Annotated in this window: 16 protein-coding genes; 12 read left to right on the top strand and 4 right to left on the bottom strand. The window is 35.3% G+C overall.

The genetic code is table 11. The annotated features are described in order from the left end of the window. Positions 1-20: 20 nt before the first annotated feature. The 11 genes from HYN86_RS13870 to HYN86_RS20995 all read left to right on the top strand — a co-directional run bounded on the left by HYN86_RS13870 (position 21) and on the right by HYN86_RS20995 (position 14,158). Positions 21-1,145, top strand: a complete 1,125-nt coding sequence (locus HYN86_RS13870; protein ID WP_113678572.1) for a SusE domain-containing protein — start codon at positions 21-23, stop codon at positions 1,143-1,145. A gap of 62 nt (positions 1,146-1,207) precedes the next feature. Beyond that, positions 1,208-2,386: a glycoside hydrolase family 76 protein gene (locus HYN86_RS13875; RefSeq protein ID WP_113678573.1), complete on the top strand. Its 1,179-nt coding sequence runs from the start codon at positions 1,208-1,210 to the stop codon at positions 2,384-2,386. 101 nt (positions 2,387-2,487) lie between these two features. Then, a complete protein-coding gene (locus tag HYN86_RS13880; protein WP_113678574.1) occupies positions 2,488-4,296 on the top strand; it encodes a glycoside hydrolase family 2 protein in 1,809 nt (602 codons plus the stop codon). A gap of 7 nt (positions 4,297-4,303) precedes the next feature. Beyond that, the gene (locus tag HYN86_RS13885; protein ID WP_205334649.1) at positions 4,304-6,595 is read left to right on the top strand and encodes a GH92 family glycosyl hydrolase; all 2,292 of its coding nucleotides are present in this window, start codon (positions 4,304-4,306) and stop codon (positions 6,593-6,595) included. 39 nt (positions 6,596-6,634) lie between these two features. Further along, a complete protein-coding gene (locus HYN86_RS13890) occupies positions 6,635-8,065 on the top strand; it encodes a glycoside hydrolase family 125 protein (protein ID WP_113678575.1) in 1,431 nt (476 codons plus the stop codon). 29 nt (positions 8,066-8,094) lie between these two features. Further along, entirely contained in the window at positions 8,095-10,272 is a 2,178-nt protein-coding gene (locus tag HYN86_RS13895) for a GH92 family glycosyl hydrolase (RefSeq protein WP_113678576.1), read from the top strand. 114 nt (positions 10,273-10,386) lie between these two features. Continuing rightward, positions 10,387-11,721 carry a sugar porter family MFS transporter gene (locus tag HYN86_RS13900; RefSeq protein ID WP_113678577.1) on the top strand — a complete coding sequence of 445 codons (1,335 nt, stop codon included), beginning with the start codon at positions 10,387-10,389 and terminating at the stop codon, positions 11,719-11,721. A 29-nt stretch (positions 11,722-11,750) separates the two neighbouring features. Then, entirely contained in the window at positions 11,751-12,425 is a 675-nt protein-coding gene (locus HYN86_RS13905) for a 3-keto-disaccharide hydrolase (protein ID WP_113678578.1), read from the top strand. Between the two features lie 190 nt (positions 12,426-12,615). Continuing rightward, entirely contained in the window at positions 12,616-13,314 is a 699-nt protein-coding gene (locus HYN86_RS13910; RefSeq protein WP_113678579.1) for a DUF1826 domain-containing protein, read from the top strand. A gap of 223 nt (positions 13,315-13,537) precedes the next feature. Beyond that, complete coding sequence (locus HYN86_RS13915) at positions 13,538-13,996, top strand: hypothetical protein (protein WP_113678580.1); 459 nt, start codon at positions 13,538-13,540, stop codon at positions 13,994-13,996. 12 nt (positions 13,997-14,008) lie between these two features. Then, positions 14,009-14,158 (top strand): TlpA family protein disulfide reductase, encoded by a 150-nt coding sequence (locus HYN86_RS20995; RefSeq protein ID WP_162789377.1) that lies wholly within the window; start codon positions 14,009-14,011, stop codon positions 14,156-14,158. Between the two features lie 99 nt (positions 14,159-14,257). On the opposite strand, the gene HYN86_RS13920 is transcribed toward HYN86_RS20995, so the two are convergent. Then, positions 14,258-14,449: a cold-shock protein gene (locus HYN86_RS13920; protein WP_113678581.1), complete on the bottom strand. Its 192-nt coding sequence runs from the start codon at positions 14,447-14,449 to the stop codon at positions 14,258-14,260. A 458-nt stretch (positions 14,450-14,907) separates the two neighbouring features. Between HYN86_RS13920 and HYN86_RS13925 the strand changes: the two genes are divergently transcribed. After that, positions 14,908-15,693 (top strand): polysaccharide lyase, encoded by a 786-nt coding sequence (locus tag HYN86_RS13925; RefSeq protein WP_113678582.1) that lies wholly within the window; start codon positions 14,908-14,910, stop codon positions 15,691-15,693. 107 nt (positions 15,694-15,800) lie between these two features. On the opposite strand, the gene HYN86_RS13930 is transcribed toward HYN86_RS13925, so the two are convergent. The 3 genes from HYN86_RS13930 to HYN86_RS13940 form a co-directional block, all read right to left on the bottom strand. After that, complete coding sequence (locus tag HYN86_RS13930; RefSeq protein ID WP_113678583.1) at positions 15,801-16,592, bottom strand: glucose 1-dehydrogenase; 792 nt, start codon at positions 16,590-16,592, stop codon at positions 15,801-15,803. Positions 16,593-16,644: 52 nt separating this feature from the next. Continuing rightward, positions 16,645-17,226, bottom strand: a complete 582-nt coding sequence (locus HYN86_RS13935; RefSeq protein WP_113678584.1) for a TetR/AcrR family transcriptional regulator — start codon at positions 17,224-17,226, stop codon at positions 16,645-16,647. 153 nt (positions 17,227-17,379) lie between these two features. After that, positions 17,380-18,684, bottom strand: a complete 1,305-nt coding sequence (locus HYN86_RS13940; RefSeq protein ID WP_113678585.1) for an ATP-binding protein — start codon at positions 18,682-18,684, stop codon at positions 17,380-17,382. Positions 18,685-18,705 lie beyond the last annotated feature (21 nt).

Raw genomic sequence — 18,705 nt, forward strand, 5'->3', positions numbered from 1 at the left:
CTAACCTAATAAATAAAATCATGAAAAATATATATTCAATATTATTGCTAGTATGCGCAGTTTTCTTCGTGGGCTGTGACAACGATGACACAATGAATCATACTAATGTGAGTGCTGTAAATGCACTGTATTCACCTGCAGACAACAAATTTTTTGACCTTGGAGCCCAGAGTTCTGCCATTTTTGAATGGGAAGGAGCAAAAGCAGAAGATAATGGAGTAGTGCTTTATGATGTTGTTTTTGACAAAGAAAGCGGCGATTTTTCTAAACCAATCTACACAATCCCGTCTGATGGTAACGGATTCCAAAAAACCTTGAATATTTCTTTTACAGAATTAAACAAAATCGCTGCTTTAGCAGGAATTGAATCAGAATCTATCGGAAAATTAAAATGGACAGTTTATTCTTCAAAAGGAGTAAATGTTCAAAAATCTACAGTTTCAGGAATTTTTGAAGTACAAAGGCCCGGCGGATTCCCAACTCCTGACCAATTATTTATTACAGGAACAGGTTCTGAAAATGGAGAATCTGCTGCAGATGCACAGGCATTTAAAAAAGTGGGAGCAACTACATTCGAAATTTATACTAAGTTAAAAGCGGGAACATACAAATTCATTTCAAGGAAAAATGGTACTCCAGAAGTTTTCTACATCAATGATGCTAAATTGAAACAAGACGGAGCGACAACTTACGAAGGAGAAAGTAAAGTATACAAAATTAAAATAGATTTTAGCGACGGTTCGACAACAATGACAGAAATCAAAAAAATCGAATTATGGTTTCCGCCGCTTAGCCAATATTTATTTGAGTACACATATGCAGGCGGAGGAGTCTGGAAAGCAGCCAATAAAGCAATCAGTTTTAAACAAGAATCATGGGGTAGAGATGAGCGTTACAAATTTAAATTTACTGTAGTGAATGGTGCTACCACAACAGAAGAATGGTATGGCAGCATTAATGGAGACAACAGCAGACCTGATGGGGCAAATGTTGCTGCTTCATATTGGTACATGGTTCCGGTAACAAGCGATTTCTGGAATAACTGTTTCAAATTTGCTTCGGCAGTTGACAACAAAAATGTAAATGCAGAAATTAATTTTAGTGCATCGGCACCAGCTTACACACATAGTTTTACAGTTTTATAAAATAACCCTTAGCGTCTCTTAAAAAGAGATTTTTGAGAGACGTTTTTTTAAATGAATATATTATGAAAAAATTATTTTCAATGCGCGGTATAATGATGCTCAGCGTAATAGGATTGGGGTTATTTGCCATTTCTTGTGATGATGAAGCAATTCCCCTTCGCGACCCAAATAGTACAGACGGACAGGAATTTAAATACACTTGGGCACAAACTGCCGATTCTCTGCAAAATTCAACTTACAATAATTATCTCGGTTCGAATGGCACATTTATAGAAAACAATACAGGAAAAAGTACTTTTAATTACTGGCCGAACGCCCATGTTTTGGATGTTCTTGTTGATGGTTTTTTAAGAACTGGAAATGAAAATTACAAAACAAGAATGAAGGCTTTGGTACAAGGTATAAAAGTTAAAAATGGAAATACTTACAATAATGTTTTTAATGATGATATGCTGTGGCTTGCCAATTCTTGCCTGCGTGCTTATGATGCAACAAAAGATCAAGAATATAAAGATGTGGCAGATTATTTATGGGGAAGAATAAAATTAAGCTGGAGTGATGTTTTTGGCGGTGGAATCACGTGGAAACAAGATACGCCAAGACAGAAAAACGCAGTATCAAACGGACCAGCAGTAATTCTTGCCATGAGATTGTACGAAATTGATAAAAAGGCCGATGATTTAGACTGGGCTAAGAAAATCTACGCCTGGCAGAAAAGTAATTTGGTTGATCCTGTTTCTGGAGCAGTCTGGGATAATATTTCAGAAGTAAACGGCGTCGTTACAACCAACAAAGACTGGGTATTTACTTATAATATGGGAACTTGGATTGGAGCTGGTTTAAGATTGTACAAAGCAACAAATGAGCAGATTTATCTTGATGATGCAGTAAAATCGGGAAGGACAGTTTTAACGAGTCCAAAGTTACTTTCTGAGGGACTTTTGAGAGACGAAGGACAAGGAGACGGCGGATTGTTTAAAGGTATTTTAATACGCTATTTTACAGAACTTACAGAGCATCCCACAATCAATTCCACAGATAAAGAAAAATTTGCCGCTTTCTTAAAATATAATGCACAGACATTTTATAAAAAAGGAATTTTAAGACCAGCAATGCTTTCTGGAAGCAATTGGAAGACAGCACCAGCACCTGGAGCAAACACAGATCTTACAACCCAGTTAAGCGGGTTAATGTTGATAGAAGCAGCAGCCAAGCTGGATAAAGATGGTTATTTTAATTAATAAGTTTAAGTAGTTTTTGTTAGTAATGTTTGTAATACCTGAAGGTTTTAGAGCAGCCTTCAGGTTTTATATTATTCTATTCAACCTCAAGCAATATCATAATGAAAAATAAAATCGCCATACTACTTTTTCTCTTTATTGTAATAAACTGCACAGCGCAGTGGAAACCTCAAGGAGACAAAATAAAAACAAAATGGGCCGAACAAGTAGATCCTAAAAATACGCTGCCAGAGTATCCAAGACCAATAATGGAGAGAAACCAATGGCAAAACCTTAATGGTTTATGGAATTACGCAATACAGCCAGCGGGACAAACTGCACCAAAAGGATACGATGGAAAAATATTGGTTCCCTTTGCTGTAGAATCAAGCCTTTCGGGTGTAATGAAAACGGTTGGCTCAGAAAAAGAACTTTGGTACGAGACGAATTTTACAGTGGATAATTCGTGGAAAAATAAAGAAATTATACTGCATTTTGGTGCTGTAGACTGGAAAACAGAAGTCTACATAAACGATATAAAAATCGGTACGCACACTGGAGGATATGTCCCTTTTAGTTTTAATATCACACCGTATTTAAAAGGCAAATCTCAGAAATTAGTTGTAAAAGTCTGGGATCCGACAAATGATGGAACCCAGCCGAGAGGTAAACAAGTTAAAAATCCAGAAAGTATCTGGTATACGCCTGTAACAGGAATCTGGCAGACGGTTTGGCTGGAACCTGTGAGTAAAAAACATTTTTCAAGTCTAAAAACTACACTAGATATTGACCGCGGAACTATAAACATAAAAGCGGACGCTGAAGGTGCTGTTTCAGGTGATATTGTTGAAGTTACGGTTTTCGACGGCACCACTGCAATTACATCAGCAAAAGCTGCGGCAGGCGAATCGCTGGATATTGGATTGAATAATCCGAAATTATGGTCGCCAGATTCACCATTTTTGTATGATGTAAAGGTAAAATTAATTAGCGGCGGAAAAGTTACAGATGAAGTAAAAAGCTATTTTGCGATGCGCAAGATTTCTTCTAAAAGAGATGAAAACGGGATTGTCAGGATTCAGTTAAATAATAAAGATTGCTTTCAATTTGGTCCATTAGATCAAGGCTGGTGGCCGGACGGATTATATACAGCGCCGACAGATGAAGCTTTAAAATATGATATTGTTCGTACAAAAGAATTAGGTTTTAATATGATCCGAAAGCATGTCAAAGTCGAACCAGCGAGATGGTATACGCACTGCGATAAAATGGGAATTATGGTTTGGCAGGATATGCCAAGCGGCGATGAAGGTCCGATTTGGCAGATGCACAAATACTTTGACGGTACAGAATTGAAAAGAACTTCTCAATCTGAGGAAACTTACAAAAAGGAATGGAGAGAAATTATGGATCATCTGTATTCTTATCCGAGTATTGTAGTTTGGGTTCCGTTCAACGAAGCTTGGGGACAATTCAAAACCATAGAAATTACAGAATGGACTAAACATCACGATCCAAGTCGTTTGGTGAATTCTTCTAGTGGAGGAAATCATTTTCAAACGGGAGATATGCTCGATATTCATCATTATCCAGGACCAGAATTAAAGTTGTATGATGCTCGCAGAATTACGGTTTTAGGAGAATATGGCGGAATTGGTTTACCTATTGCCGGACATCTTTGGCAGGCCGATAAAAATTGGGGTTACACGCAATTCAAAAATACAGACGAAACGACCGCAAAATACAAAGAATATGCTGATAAATTAATAGCTCAGGCTAAAGTCGGTTTTTCTGCGGCGGTTTATACACAGACAACCGATGTTGAGGGAGAAGTAAATGGTTTTATGACATACGATCGAAAAGTAGATAAAATGAATTTTTCTGAAGTGAATACAATCAATAAAGCCGTAATTAATTCGCTTAATAATTAAAGTTGTGATAAAAATTAAAAACTCTATCGTCTTTGCGCTTTTTACTTTCTCTTTTGTAAGTGCTCAAAATATGCAGGTCATAACACCTCAACAGCCTATTGATTGGGTTAATCCGTTGATTGGCACAGATTCAGATTACGGAATTTCAAATGGGAATACTTATCCTGCTATTGCCATGCCGTGGGGAATGAATTTCTGGACGCCTCAAACAGGAAATATGGGCGACGGCTGGGCGTATACCTACAAATCTAACCGCATAAAAGGTTTCAAGCAGACACATCAGCCTTCACCTTGGATGAATGATTATGGGCAGTTTTCGATTATGCCGGTTACAGGAGAACTAAAATTTAAAGAAGAAGAGAGGCAAAGCTGGTTTTCTCATAAAGCTGAAACAGTTACGCCGTATTATTACAGCGTTTATCTTGCAGATCATAATGTTACTACCGAAATTACACCTACAGAAAGAGCGGCAAGATTTAGATTTACTTTTCCGGAAACAGATAAAGCTTATATTGTAATTGATGCTTTTGATAAGGGTTCATACGTGAAAATCATTCCGTCTGAACGAAAAATTATTGGATACACAACTAAAAACAGCGGCGGCGTTCCAGAAAATTTTAAAAACTATTTCGTAATCATTTTTGATAAAGATTTTCAGCTAAATTCTACTTTTAATGGAGATGTTTTAGTAAATGCTTTAGAAATGAAAGCGGATCATGCCGGAGCTGTAATTGGATTTAAAACCAAAGCAGGTGAAAAAGTAAATGCTCAAGTGGCATCATCTTTTATAAGTTACGATCAAGCCGAATTAAATTTAAAAGAAATCGAAGGCAATAATTTTGATCAGCTTAAAGAAAAAGGAAAAACCATTTGGAACAAAGAATTAGGAAGAATAAAAGTCGATGGCGGAACACCAGATCAAATGGGAACTTTTTATTCTTGTTTATACAGATCATTACTTTTTCCAAGAAAATTTTATGAGTTCGATCAAAACAAAAAAGTTGTGCATTACAGTCCGTACAACGGAAAAGTTTTACCAGGTTATATGTTTGCCGATACAGGTTTTTGGGACACTTTTAGAGCCTTGTATCCTTTTCTTAATTTAATGTATCCAGAGTTGAATACACAAATGCAGGAAGGTTTGTCCAATGCATTCGACGAAAGCGGCTGGCTCCCAGAATGGTCAAGTCCGGGATTGCGTGATATTATGGTAGGAAATAATTCGGCTTCGATAGTATCTGAAGCGTATTTAAAAAGCGGAAAAGTAAGGAATTATGATATAGAAAATTTATACAAAGCGCTGATTCATGGTGCAAATAATGCAGGGCCGTTAAAAGCAGTTGGCCGGGCGGGAGCAGCTTCGTATAATACTTTGGGATATGTTCCAAATGATGAAATCAATGAAAGTGCTGCAAGAACACTGGAATATGCATATGATGATTTTGCGATTTATCAATTAGCAAAAGCGCTGCATAAACCGCAGTCGGAAATTGATTTGTATAAAAAGAGAAGTTTCAACTATAAGAACCTTTTCGATCCTAAATACAATTTAATGCGTCCTAAAAACAAAGATGGAAAATTTATGGAGCCGTTTGATCCTTTTCAATGGTTTAATGGATTTACAGAAGGGAACAGCTGGCATTATTCATGGTCCGTTTTTCACGATGTTCAAGGTTTGGTTGATTTAATGGGCGGAAAGCAAGTTTTTGTTTCTCAGTTAGATAAAGTTTTTTCTTCACCGCCCATTTTTGCCTCAAAGAATTTTACCGGCGGCGTAATTCATGAAATGAGAGAAATGCAGATTGCCAATATGGGACAATATGCGCACGGAAATCAGCCAATTCAGCATATGATTTATTTGTATAATTATGCTGGAGAACCCTGGAAAGCGCAATATTGGGTACGTGAAACGATGAACAGAATGTATCATGCAGCGCCAGACGGTTATTGCGGCGACGAAGATAACGGACAAACTTCTGCTTGGTATGTTTTCTCTTCGCTAGGATTTTACCCTGTAACTCCTGCTTCTGATCAATATGTCATTGGAGCACCATTATTTAAAAAAGTGACAATTGAATTGGAAAAAGGCAAAAACATAACAATTAATGCCCCGCAAAACGGCGATCAGAATCGATATATTAGAGGAATGAAAATAAATGGAAAAGCCTATACAAAAAACTGGCTGAGCCATTCTGATTTAATGAAAGGTGCGGTTTTAGATTTTGATATGTCCTCGACACCAAATAACAATCGAGGAATTAATAAAGAAGATTTTCCATATTCTCTATCCAATGAATAATCGAAGGTTCTGCCTTCACAATGTTAAAAATATATAGTTATGCAAAGAAGAAAGTTTATCCAGAACACAGTTTTATTTAGCAGTTTGGCCCTTATTGATCCTTTGGAAATAATTGCGGGTACAAAAGCGGTTAAAGATTTTCCAGTTGTTAGGACTGCCAAAAACAAAAGAAATTTTGAAAGTGAGTTTATTGAAAAAACAATTGCTGAATTTCAAAAAAATGTAAAAGATAAAGAGTTAGGATGGTTATTTAACAACTGTTTTCCAAACACACTTGATACAACTGTAACCTATTCACAAAAAAACGGACGTCCAGATACGTATGTGATTACAGGTGATATTGATGCAATGTGGTTAAGAGACAGTTCTGCGCAGGTATGGCCGTATATGGCATTTGCAGGAAAAGATGAAAAGCTTAAAAACCTGATTGCTGGAGTTATCAACAGACAGACAGAATATATCCTTAAAGATCCGTATGCAAACGCATTTTACAATGATCCGAATAAAAAAGGAGAGTGGACAACAGATCATACTGATATGAAACCAGGCGTTCACGAAAGAAAATATGAAATCGATTCACTTTGCTACCCAATTAGACTGGCTTACAATTACTGGAAAAACACCAAAGACGTTTCTCCATTTGATGAAAATTGGGTAAAAGCCATCAAAACCACTTTAAAAGTTTTTAAAGACCAGCAGCAGAAAGACGGTAAAAATCCGTACACTTTTCAGCGAACAACACAATTTGCAACAGATACAAGACCATTAAAAGGTTACGGATATCCTGTAAAACCAGTAGGATTAGTTTGTTCTGCTTTTAGGCCAAGCGACGATGCCACGGTTTTTTCATTTCTAATTCCATCGAACTTTTTTATTGTGGCAAGTATGAATCAGGCGGCAGAAATGTTAGAAGCGATTCAAAAAGACAGCGGAACTGCAAAAGAGTTGAGGGCTTTAGCAGATGAAGTTTCAAAAGCAATTAAAGAACATGCCGTCGTAAAACATCCTAAATATGGAGATATTTATGCCTTTGAAGTAGACGGCTTTGGAGGTCATTTATTGATGGACGATTCCAATGTGCCAAGTTTATTAAGTCTGCCCTATTTAGATGCGATAGATGTTAAAGATCCAATTTACCAAAATACCAGAAAATTTGTCCTTTCAGCAGACAATCCATTTTTCTTTAAAGGAAAAGTTGCCGAAGGAATCGGCGGTCCGCACGTAGGCATGGATATGATTTGGCCAATGTCACTTGTTATGAGAGCTTATACTACCTCTGATGCAAATGAAATAAAAGACTGCATAAGAATGCTTAAAGCCTCTCACGGCGATACTGGTTTTATGCACGAATCATTCCATAAAGATGATGCTAAGAATTTCACCAGATCTTGGTTTGCCTGGACGAACACATTGTTTGGAGAGCTTTTGTGGGATACTTACAAAACCAATCCCAAATTGCTTGAGTTATAAATTGTAACCGATTTTAATTTTTTAAAATTATGAAATTAAGAAACAAAATAATACTCGCCACGCTTACAGTGTCTTTCGCGAGCCTGAATACTATTGCTCAAAAATCAGGCGGTGGCCTTTCAAAAGGAAAATACACAGCGCTCGTAAATCCGTTTATTGGAACAGCTCCCTTACTGGACACCAAAATAATTGGATATACACCTCCTGCAGACATGCGTGTCTGGGCAGGTTTAGTTTTTCCAGGTTCATCTGTACCTAATGCCATGGTACAGCTGAGTCCGATGACAAAATACAGATCTGGAGCAGGTTATGAGTACGAAGATACCGAGATTTTAGGTTTCACGCATACCAATAAAGGACATTGGAATTTGTGTCATATTCCTTTACTTCCCGTTTCAGATGGAGCTTCATTTCCATATAAATCGTCCTTCAGCCACGATCAGGAAAAGGCAAGTCCCGCATATTACGAAGTATATTTAAAAAATTATGATGTTCAGGTAAAATTAACTTCTACTTTGCGCTGTGGTATTCATGAATATACTTTCAAAAATAACAAAGGAAGAAAAGTGCTTTTTGATCTTGGAAAAGCAAACAATAATGTAGATGATTGGAACATTAAACAAGAAGGAACAAATGAGGTAAGCGGTTTTCAAAGAACAGGCGGTGAAAAAATATATTTTTATGCAGCTTTCAGCAGTCCAATTGAAAAATTAGATATAAAAGATATTGCAAAAAGCGGTGGCTATACTTTGGTAAATATAAAAGATGGAGATTCTAAACCTGTAACCGTTAAAATTGCCCTGTCATTCGTAAGTGTTGAAAATGCGGCTGCAAACTTAAAAGCAGAAGTTGGAGATAAAACACTGGCGAAAGTTTTTGAAGAAGGAAGTACAGAATGGGAAAAACTCCTTTCTAAAATTCAGGTAAAAGGCGGAACTGACGAACAAAATGTAATGTTTTACAGCATGTTATACAGGTCGTTTTTATGGCCGGCATTACGAAGCGATGTAAACGGTCAATTTATAGACGAAGCAGGAAAAGTTCAAAAAGAAAATTATCATTACTATACACTTCCTTCATTATGGGATGATTACAGAAATAAATTAGTTTTATTGAGTATTTTTTCTCCAGATGTTACAAGCGACGTTATCAGTTCTATTATTAACGAAGGAGAAATTAAAGGATTTATTCCAACATTTTTCCACGGAGATCACGCTGCCTCTTTTATTGCAGGATCTTATATGAGGGGAATTAGAAATTACGATGTTAAAAAAGCATATGAATTATTACTAAACAATGCATATAAAGAAGGCGGGACAAGACCTCACATTGCCGAATATATTGCTAAAGGTTACGTGCCGGAACAAGATATTAAAAATCCTGTAGTAGAGACAAAAGCCAATGCAGGCGTGACAAAAACGCTGGAATATGCCTACGACGATCACGCGCTTGCGCTGCTGGCTAAAGAATTAAATGATACGGAACATTACAACGATTTGGTAAAACGCTCTAAAAATTACGCTAATGTTTTTGACAAGGAATCGACTTTTATGAGAGGAAGACTGGCCAGCGGAAAATGGATCACGCCTTTTAATCCTGAATTTCCTTATTACGAATACATGTATAGAGAGGCAAATGCTTGGCAGCTCTCATTTTTTGTACCGCATGATATGCCTGGATTAGTAAAACTTTACGGAGGCGATAAACCTTTTGAAGCCAAACTGGACGAGTTTTTTACAAAGCCTTGGAATCCAAATTACATTGCGTGGAATATTTCTGGTTTTATTGGGCAGTACTGCCATGGAAATCAGCCGGATCATGAAGCGCCGTTTTCGTATTATTTTGTAAACAAACCTGAAAAATCGCAAAAAATAATAGATGAAATACTGGATACAATGTACGGCATTGGACCAGAAAAATTAGCAATGAGCGGCATGGACGATGCAGGAGAAATGTCTTCTTGGTATGTTTTTGGAGCCTTAGGATTATATTCTTTATCACCAGCAGATCCTGAATATATTGTAACGGTTCCCATTTTTAAAGAAGTTTCATGGACAACGCCGCAAGGTAAAAAAGTAATCCTAAAAAATCCTAACGGTAAAAGAAACTTGGAAGCTATTAAAGTAAATGGAGCAAAAATTAATAGTTACTTTATTTCGCACGATTTATTTAAAAATGGCGGTGAAATACAATTGCAAACAAAATAATAGAACTTATAGAATAACGTCCCACTTTTCTGGGACGTTATTCATATAAAACAATTTTAAACGGCAGGAAAATGCTGGACCGCTTTTATTGAAAAAATTTAAAACGAACTTATTATGAATAAGATACTTTCATGGGCAATTACGGCTGCTTTGGCAGGCTTTTTATTTGGTTTTGATACCGTCGTTATTTCTGGAGCCGATACAAAACTTCAAGAATTATGGCATACTTCAGACGCTTTTCATGGTGCCGTTGTAATGGCTATGGCGTTATGGGGAACAGTTGCGGGAGCTGTTTTTGGAGGTATACCAACGAATAAATTAGGAAGAAAAAAAACGCTGATTTGGATTGGTATTCTATTTCTATTATCTGCAGTTGGTTCGGCATTGGCAGATGATCCTTGGACTTTTGCTTTTTTTCGTTTTCTCGGCGGATTAGGAATTGGCGCTTCGACGATTGCCGCGCCTGCCTATGTTTCTGAAATTTCTCCTCCAAAAGATCGCGGAAGATTAGTTTCCTTATATCAGTTTAATATTGTTTTTGGTATTTTAATGGCGTTTCTCTCCAACTATTTATTGAGAGATGCAGGCGAAAATGCTTGGCGCTGGATGATTGGTATAATGGCTTTTCCAGCATTTTTTTATACCATTATTGTTTTTACAATTCCAGAAAGTCCCAGGTGGCTGGTTTCTCAATCTAAAATTTCAGAAGCAGAATTGGTTTTAAAAAAAATAGATGCTAATGCTAAAATTGAAGATTTAATGCAGGAAATGCATTTTTTGAGAAATGATAATGAAGACGAAAAGAAAGAAACCATATTTTCAAAAAAATACCGATTTCCTTTAATACTCGCTTTTTTAATTGCTTTATTCAATCAGTTTTCTGGAATAAATGCCTTTTTGTATTATGCGCCAAGAATTTTTGCTGAAGCAGGTTTAGAAAAAAATGCAGCATTAATGAGCAGTGTCGGAATTGGAATAACCAATTTGATATTTACACTTATCGGTGTTTTTTTAATTGATGTTCTAGGAAGAAAAGTTTTGATGTATCTCGGTTCAGTGGGCTATATTATTTCTTTAGGTTTAGTCTCTATTGCTTTTTTCTTAAAATGGCAGGGCATACAGGTACCGCTTTTCTTATTTTTATTTATTGCCTCACATGCCATTGGACAGGGAGCGGTAATTTGGGTTTTTATTTCAGAAATTTTCCCAAATCATTTAAGAGCCGGCGGTCAGGCATTTGGTTCTTCTACACATTGGGTTTTAGCGGCAATTATTCCATCAATGATTCCGTTTTTATTTTCAACAATAGGAGCAGGAACTGTTTTTTTAATATTTGCCATAATGATGGTTTTTCAATTACTTTTTGTGATCTTTATGATGCCAGAAACAAAAGGAAAATCATTAGAGGAACTTCAGGAAACAGTTTTTAATACTTCGCATAGAAATTAAGTTGAGTCATAATCTAAATAGTTAAACAAATGAAAAAAGTAATAATTGCAGCATTAATTTTGTCTTTTGGACAGATTCATGCACAAAAAGGATTTAAACCTTTATTTGATGGAAAAACTACAAAAGGATGGCATTCTTATGGCAAAACTTCTGCAGGTGCTGGATGGAAAGTAGAAAACGGCATTTTACATTTTGACCCCGAAGCAGCTAAAAATGGAGAAGGAGGGGACTTAGTAACCGATGCTGAATTTCAGGATTTTCATTTAAAATTAGATTGGAAAGCGGCGCCAAAAAGTAACAGTGGTATCATTTTTTATATCAACGAAGATGCCCAAAAATATCCCAACACGTACAGTACAGGTTTAGAAATGCAGGTTTTGGATAATGATGGTCATCCAGACGGAAAAATTACCAAACATCGTGCGGGTGATTTATATGATTTAATTCAAAGCAAATCAGAACCTGTAAAAAAAGTTGGGGAATGGAATACCGCTGAAGTTATTAGTAAAAAAGGAAAATTAACGCTTATTTTAAATGGTGTCATTGTAGTTGAAACGCTGCTTTGGGACGACAATTTCAAAAAACTGATAGCGGGAAGCAAATTTGCAGACTGGCCGGGCTTTGGAACATTCAAAAAAGGAAAAATAGCGTTACAAGACCATGGAGATAATGTTTGGTATCGTAATATTGTAATTAAGGAATAGGCTGGCATCTTTCTTCAATTTGTATTATTACTGTTAAATAGTAAGACGCTTTGACTTTAGTTTAAATTGCGTTTAACTGTTTATGGAATGAAGCAGCGTGAAATATTTTTGTATCAAAAAAAGACATACAACTGACTCCTATTGCATAATTTTGCAATGATTAACTTCACCATTCATTTTAATTTATTCTATGAGCAAAATATTTTCTGACAGCAGTCAAATAGGAGTTGTATCTAATTTCTCTGAGCTTGTACATACCGATTTTAAGGGAGAACTCAATGCACTTTGCTGGTACAGAAATTTGGAGGGAGATTTTAGCGAAATTGTGTCTCAATTACGTTTAAAAGAAAATATAACAGAAGTTTATCCTGAAGATTTAATCGCACTTCAACTATCAGAAAAGGGAAATATAGCAAGAGAAATAGTTTTAAACGATTTACAATTATTAACAGATTATGGAGCGTCTCCGTCTCTTAATTTACTGAAATGTTATGATCGTGATGATGAATTTGATTTCATATCTACCGATGTGTATTCGTTTCATGTTGATCGTTCGCCTATTGCAACAGATACTTTTTTATGTACGTATCACGGAGCGGCAAGTGATATTATTTCTAATTCGCAGGCAGTCCAAAAAATTCTCATCCCAGAAATTCGAACCAAGTTAGAACAGCTTTATGATGGACCATCGGAAGATTTTGAAAACTTTTTAAAAGAAAATTATTTTGATTTGCATTATCAGGCTAATTCAGATGCAGAACCAATAAATTTAGGTTTAGGACATTTGTGGAGATTGGCTGTCGATCATCCGAAACAAAAAGTACTGCCTTGTATTCATAGAGCACCAAGAGAAAATGAAGGTGAATATCGTTTGTTATTGATTTGCTGAGGAAAATAATAACGGCTTCAATAATCCTAAACTGAAATTATATTCCATTTTGTTTGAATTATCTGAATGATTATTCTTTAAAGGTGTTGATTTTCATAATTTTATTTCAGAATTAAAATCAATAAAACCAGAAGATATAAATTATTCTAAAAAGTGGACTAGCAGTAATTTGCTGATTCTAAATACTTTTGTTATGTAATAATCATAACAATTTAATTTCGTCATGTCAAAATTTCATCTCAATATTGAAGAATTAGTTCAGGGAAAATTCGAACTGAAGAAGGTAAATATAGCTTTCGTTTTTCAGGTAAATTGTCCAGGATGTTTTATTTATGGTATTCCGATGATGAATAATCTCTACAGATTATTTGGTAATAAAGTCGGTTTTATTGGAGTTGCGACTGCTTTTGAAGACTTTGAATTTAATAACGAATCAAACTTAAAACTGTTGTTGGACAATGGCACATTGGTTGGAGAAACGAAAAAATATTATGAAACGACTTATGGGCATTCTAACTATTTGCATATTCCAAATTTTCCAGCTGCTTTTGATAGAATGATATCTTCTAACGAATTTATAAATGAAAATAAGATTGAATTAATCTGCAATTCTATTCCTAATTTTTCCAATTTTTCTAAAATAGAAAAAGAGATTTTAATTAAAAAGATAGAATCACATTAATCGCAGATACCATTGATAGCAGAAACTTTTACACTCAATCAGTTACAAGGCACGCCATCATTTATTATTTTCGACGATGACTTTACTATTCTAGGACACCATTTTGGACATATCAATGAGGAAGTCTTAAAAACGAAATTGGAACAGCTCATCACTTTATAATAAGATTTTAACTTACGCAATCTTATTTATTTTTAATTGTACTAACAAAAAAAAGCATCTGCTTGAGACAGATGCTTTATAAACTAGTTCTATAGTATGTTATGCTACGATTACGTTTACTGCGTTTGGACCTCTACGGCCTTCTTCGATGTCGTATCGAACCGAGTCATTTTCACGAATATTCTCTGAAAGACCTGAAACATGAACAAAAACTTCGTTTCCGCCATTGTTAGGTGTTATAAATCCGAAACCTTTTTCTTCATTGAAGAATTTTACTGTACCTTCTTGCATATTAAATATTTAATTTGTTCAAATGTAGCGTATTAAATATTGGAAAGTGCTCATAAAATTTTTAATTATGCTTTAATTAACTTTTACCTTGCACTTGTGAATTATAAGTATCAAAAAATATCGGTTCACATGATCTTCTGTAAAATACCTGCAAAAATAAAGTGACTGGATTTTTTTGTATCTAAATACGTACTTTATTACTCTCGAAATAAACTTCAATTACCAACCTTTACAGTATCTATTACAACACGTTTAGCGAATAGATGCTTTTTGCACTGAGCTATAAAAATTCAAACAAATTTTCGAGCTCAGCACCACGTTAATAATCGTATCAAAATAAAAACCTTGTTTTTGTTTACGTAACCATTGATATGTATTTAAGATTTAGAAAATCTTCTATTTAGTTTCAAATGTTGTAGTTAAGATTAACCATTTACTAACTATTAATTTTTTAAAAAATGAAAAAAGCCTTAAAGTTTTCAAGTTTGCTATTTATAGCATTAGTTTTTAATTCCTGTGAAAAGGAGCAGGATTTGAATGAGCTGCAAAGTGTTCAGAATCAAGAATTGCAGAGCATTGAAAAAGATAATGTTACGGACATTAATGCCGCAGCAGGTAATGTTACTGCAAAGGGTACTGCTGGATCGAGAACAATCACATTGCAGACCAATACATTATCTTGTCCTGGTGGTTTGTGTACCTCTTACGGTGTTTGGTCAACAGGAGTTTACACAGTTTGGTTCCAAATGAGATTTAACTCGGGATTTTATTGGAGCAGAGGAGGTAAATGCGGCTATGGAATACTAATTGGTGACCAAAATACTGGCGGTGATCCAGGATGGGATGGGAATGGAGGAAGTGCCAGATTTATGTGGTATTGCCCAAGCGGATCAAATACTGCGAAAGGAAGCGGCGCTTATTTACAGCCTTATGTCTATTACAAAGATCAGCCAGGCCAGTTTGGAAATGATTTTGGAAAGAAGTATTACATACAAGAAGGAGTGACCTATAATTGTCAAATTTCAGTTAAGTTAAATACCGGATCAAATACTAACGGATACGTCAAATTTTATGTTAATGGTACCGAGATACTGAATCAGACCATTCGCTGGGTTACTAACGATTCGAAGCGAAATGTTAATGCTGTAAGTCTGCACACTTTCCGTGGAGGCAGTCAAAATTACTGGACAGCTCCTGTAACAAGTTCTATTTACTATCCTAGCGCATCTTGGGATGCCCAATAGAATTTATACGCAATAAAACAATATCATTGAAAAGATCGTAATACCATTATAAAAAAAACGGATCACAGTTTAAACTATGATCCGTTTTTAAAATTAAGTCTATTAATTTATGAATTACCATACAGGTTTGATTCCCCTCCGTCAATTGCAATTGTCTGACCGTTTACATACTGACACTCATCACTAAGAAGGAAGGCTACAAGGTTCCCCACATCTTCCGGTTTACCTAATCTTCTTGTAGGGTTTCTTTGTGCGTATGTTGTTTCAGCAGCTTTTGGGTCTTCTGGATTTACCTGTTTAAAAGCTTCTGCAACCATCGGTGTCAAAATAGCTCCTGGCGCGATTGCATTGGTAAATATTCCATCTTTACCATATTCAATGGCAGCATTTTTAGTCATACCAGAAACAGCATGCTTACTAGCTACATACGGCATCTGATTAACAACACCTCTTATTCCGCCTACAGAAGCTACGTTTACAATTTTCCCTCCGCCATGTTTCTGCATTACCGGAATAACGTATTTTAAACCGTAATACACACCCATAAGGTTAATGTCAATTACTTTTTTAAATACATTAATGTCATAGTCAACTAATGGTGCCTGTTTTCCTTCGATACCTGCATTATTGTAGAATCCATCAATACGTCCAAATTCTTCAACTGTTTTATCTACATAATTTTTTACTGCCTGTTCATCTGAAACGTCAGCGACAATAGTTATGATTTTTGCCTCTGGTGCTGCTGCCAGGATTTCTGTTTTTGCTTTTTCGAGTGCTTCGGCGTTGTAATCTACTATAGATAGGTTGGCTCCTTTTACTGTTACGGCTTTACTTGCTGCAAGTCCCAGCCCCATAGCAGCACCCGTAATTATAATTGTTTTGTCTTTAAAAATGCTCATGATATATAATATTAAAATTTATTAATTGAAAATTGTTTATTTATAATTCAAATTATTTGTGAATGCCTTTCCATATCAGGTCAAAACAATCATCTACCAGTTTTTGGCTTAATGGAAATAACTTTTGGATAATTCCAGTAGAGCAGGAGCGTACTGCACCATCAAAAAAGCTGATAAGAATAATTGCATCCAGCTCTTTTATGATTCCTTCCTGCTGTCCTTTTTCCAAAAGATCATACAGAGGTTTATTTTGTTTTTCATACTCTGTAAGCTGTTTAGAGAAATTCAGCTGTATGTATCCAGATTGTTGATACTGATCAATAAATATAGTTTCGTCGTAATTATTTAATCTGTAATTCAACATGTTGATGTAAATCTTCTTAAGCGATTCTTTAATAGGTGCACTGCTATCAAAATCGCGATACATTTCTTGCGTCATTTTATCTTCCACCGCTGCGTAGGCCATCTGTACCACCTCTTCTTTATTTTTAAAATAAATATAAAGCGTACCAGCCGCAACTGCAGCTATCTTGCTTATACCCGCAATCGTAACGCTTGCTAATCCCTGTTTACCTGTAAGAACGTAAACAGCTTTTAAAATTTTCTCTCTTTTATCTGGATCTAAAGGTCTCATACAGTAAAGTTAAATGAATTTATATTCATTTAAAAACGCATATGAAAATTATAACTTTTTTTTAAGGGAGCTTGTTATAATATGTTAATGAAATGAGAGACGTATTAAAGACTTTTTAAAGTTGTGATGTCTTTAGAATTTAATGCTATTGAATTACATCATTTTTCCTTCTTTTGCATATTCTTTTTTAATTCCCTGAAGCAGATGATTTAAGTTGATGCTTTCATTTTTATCTTCCAAAGTTCGTAGACAGGCATATTGAATAATATTGACAATATTAGCGCCGGTAATATCATATTTTTTCGAAAGTTCATTTAGATTTACATCTTCTGCAATCTTAATTCCTTTTGGGAGGTTATTTTGCCAAAGTTGTAAACGTTCGCCGTAAGAAGGTACTTCAAACTCAATTATAGATTGAAATCTTCTCGTAAAAGCACTATCAATATTGGTTTTAAAATTAGAAGCCAAAATCACTAATCCCGGATGATTTTCTATGCGCTGTAATAAATAAGAAACTTCCTGATTGGCATATTTATCGTGTGCGTCCCTAACATTTGTTCTTTTCCCGAAAACAGCATCAGCTTCATCAAAAAATAGAATCCAGTCTTTATCCATCGCTTTGTCAAAAAGAGAAGAGAGGTTTTTTTCAGTTTCACCAATGTATTTTGAAATCACCATAGACAAATCGATTCTATAAACGTCTCTTTTGGTGTATTTGCCTAAAAGTGAAGCCGTAAGTGTTTTTCCGGTTCCCGGTGTTCCGTAAAACATTACTCTAAAACCAGGTTTAATTTTGGCTTTCATATTCCATTCATGAAGTAAAATATCATTGAATTTAAGCCAGGTTTCTATTTCTTTTATCTGGTTTAAAGTAGAAGTATTAAGAACCAAGTCGTCCCATTCTAATTGTGTTTCTATTAATTGTGCGGGGAAAATACTGCTGAGCTGCGGTTTTAGGATTTTTCCGGTGATGAATTTTTCGATGTATTCCTCTTCCAAAATTAACAAACCACTTAGTTTAGGTTCACCATTCGGAACAGATTCTATTTTCACAATTCCCTTTTTGTATAGAAAAGATTGATTGTGTAAAAAGTTGTAGAATGAGATTCGGTTTTCCAGATCATTTCCGCCAATTAAAAACTGAGCCGTTTCTCCCGTTGGTAAAATACCTCGATGATTCTTTGTTTTTATCCCGCCAAACTCAGGTAGTTCACCGCCATTTGGTAAATATTCTGCAATAATCGAACTCAAAAAATCGGGTTTAATATGTGGAACAAGAGCTAATCCTAAAATAAGGATATCAATTGCAGCTAAATTATTTTCGATAATAAATTCGTCAATAAAACCATTTGAATCAAGTTGATTTAAAACAGGTTTTTCCATCGGATTTTCAACCTGAAAAAGACGATCAAGCTGAAATACGAATTGGTTTTTTAAGTATGTGAATAGGTTTTCCATTGCTAAATTTTTAATTTTGAA

Source organism: Flavobacterium fluviale (genome assembly GCF_003312915.1).
Lineage (GTDB): Bacteria > Bacteroidota > Bacteroidia > Flavobacteriales > Flavobacteriaceae > Flavobacterium > Flavobacterium fluviale.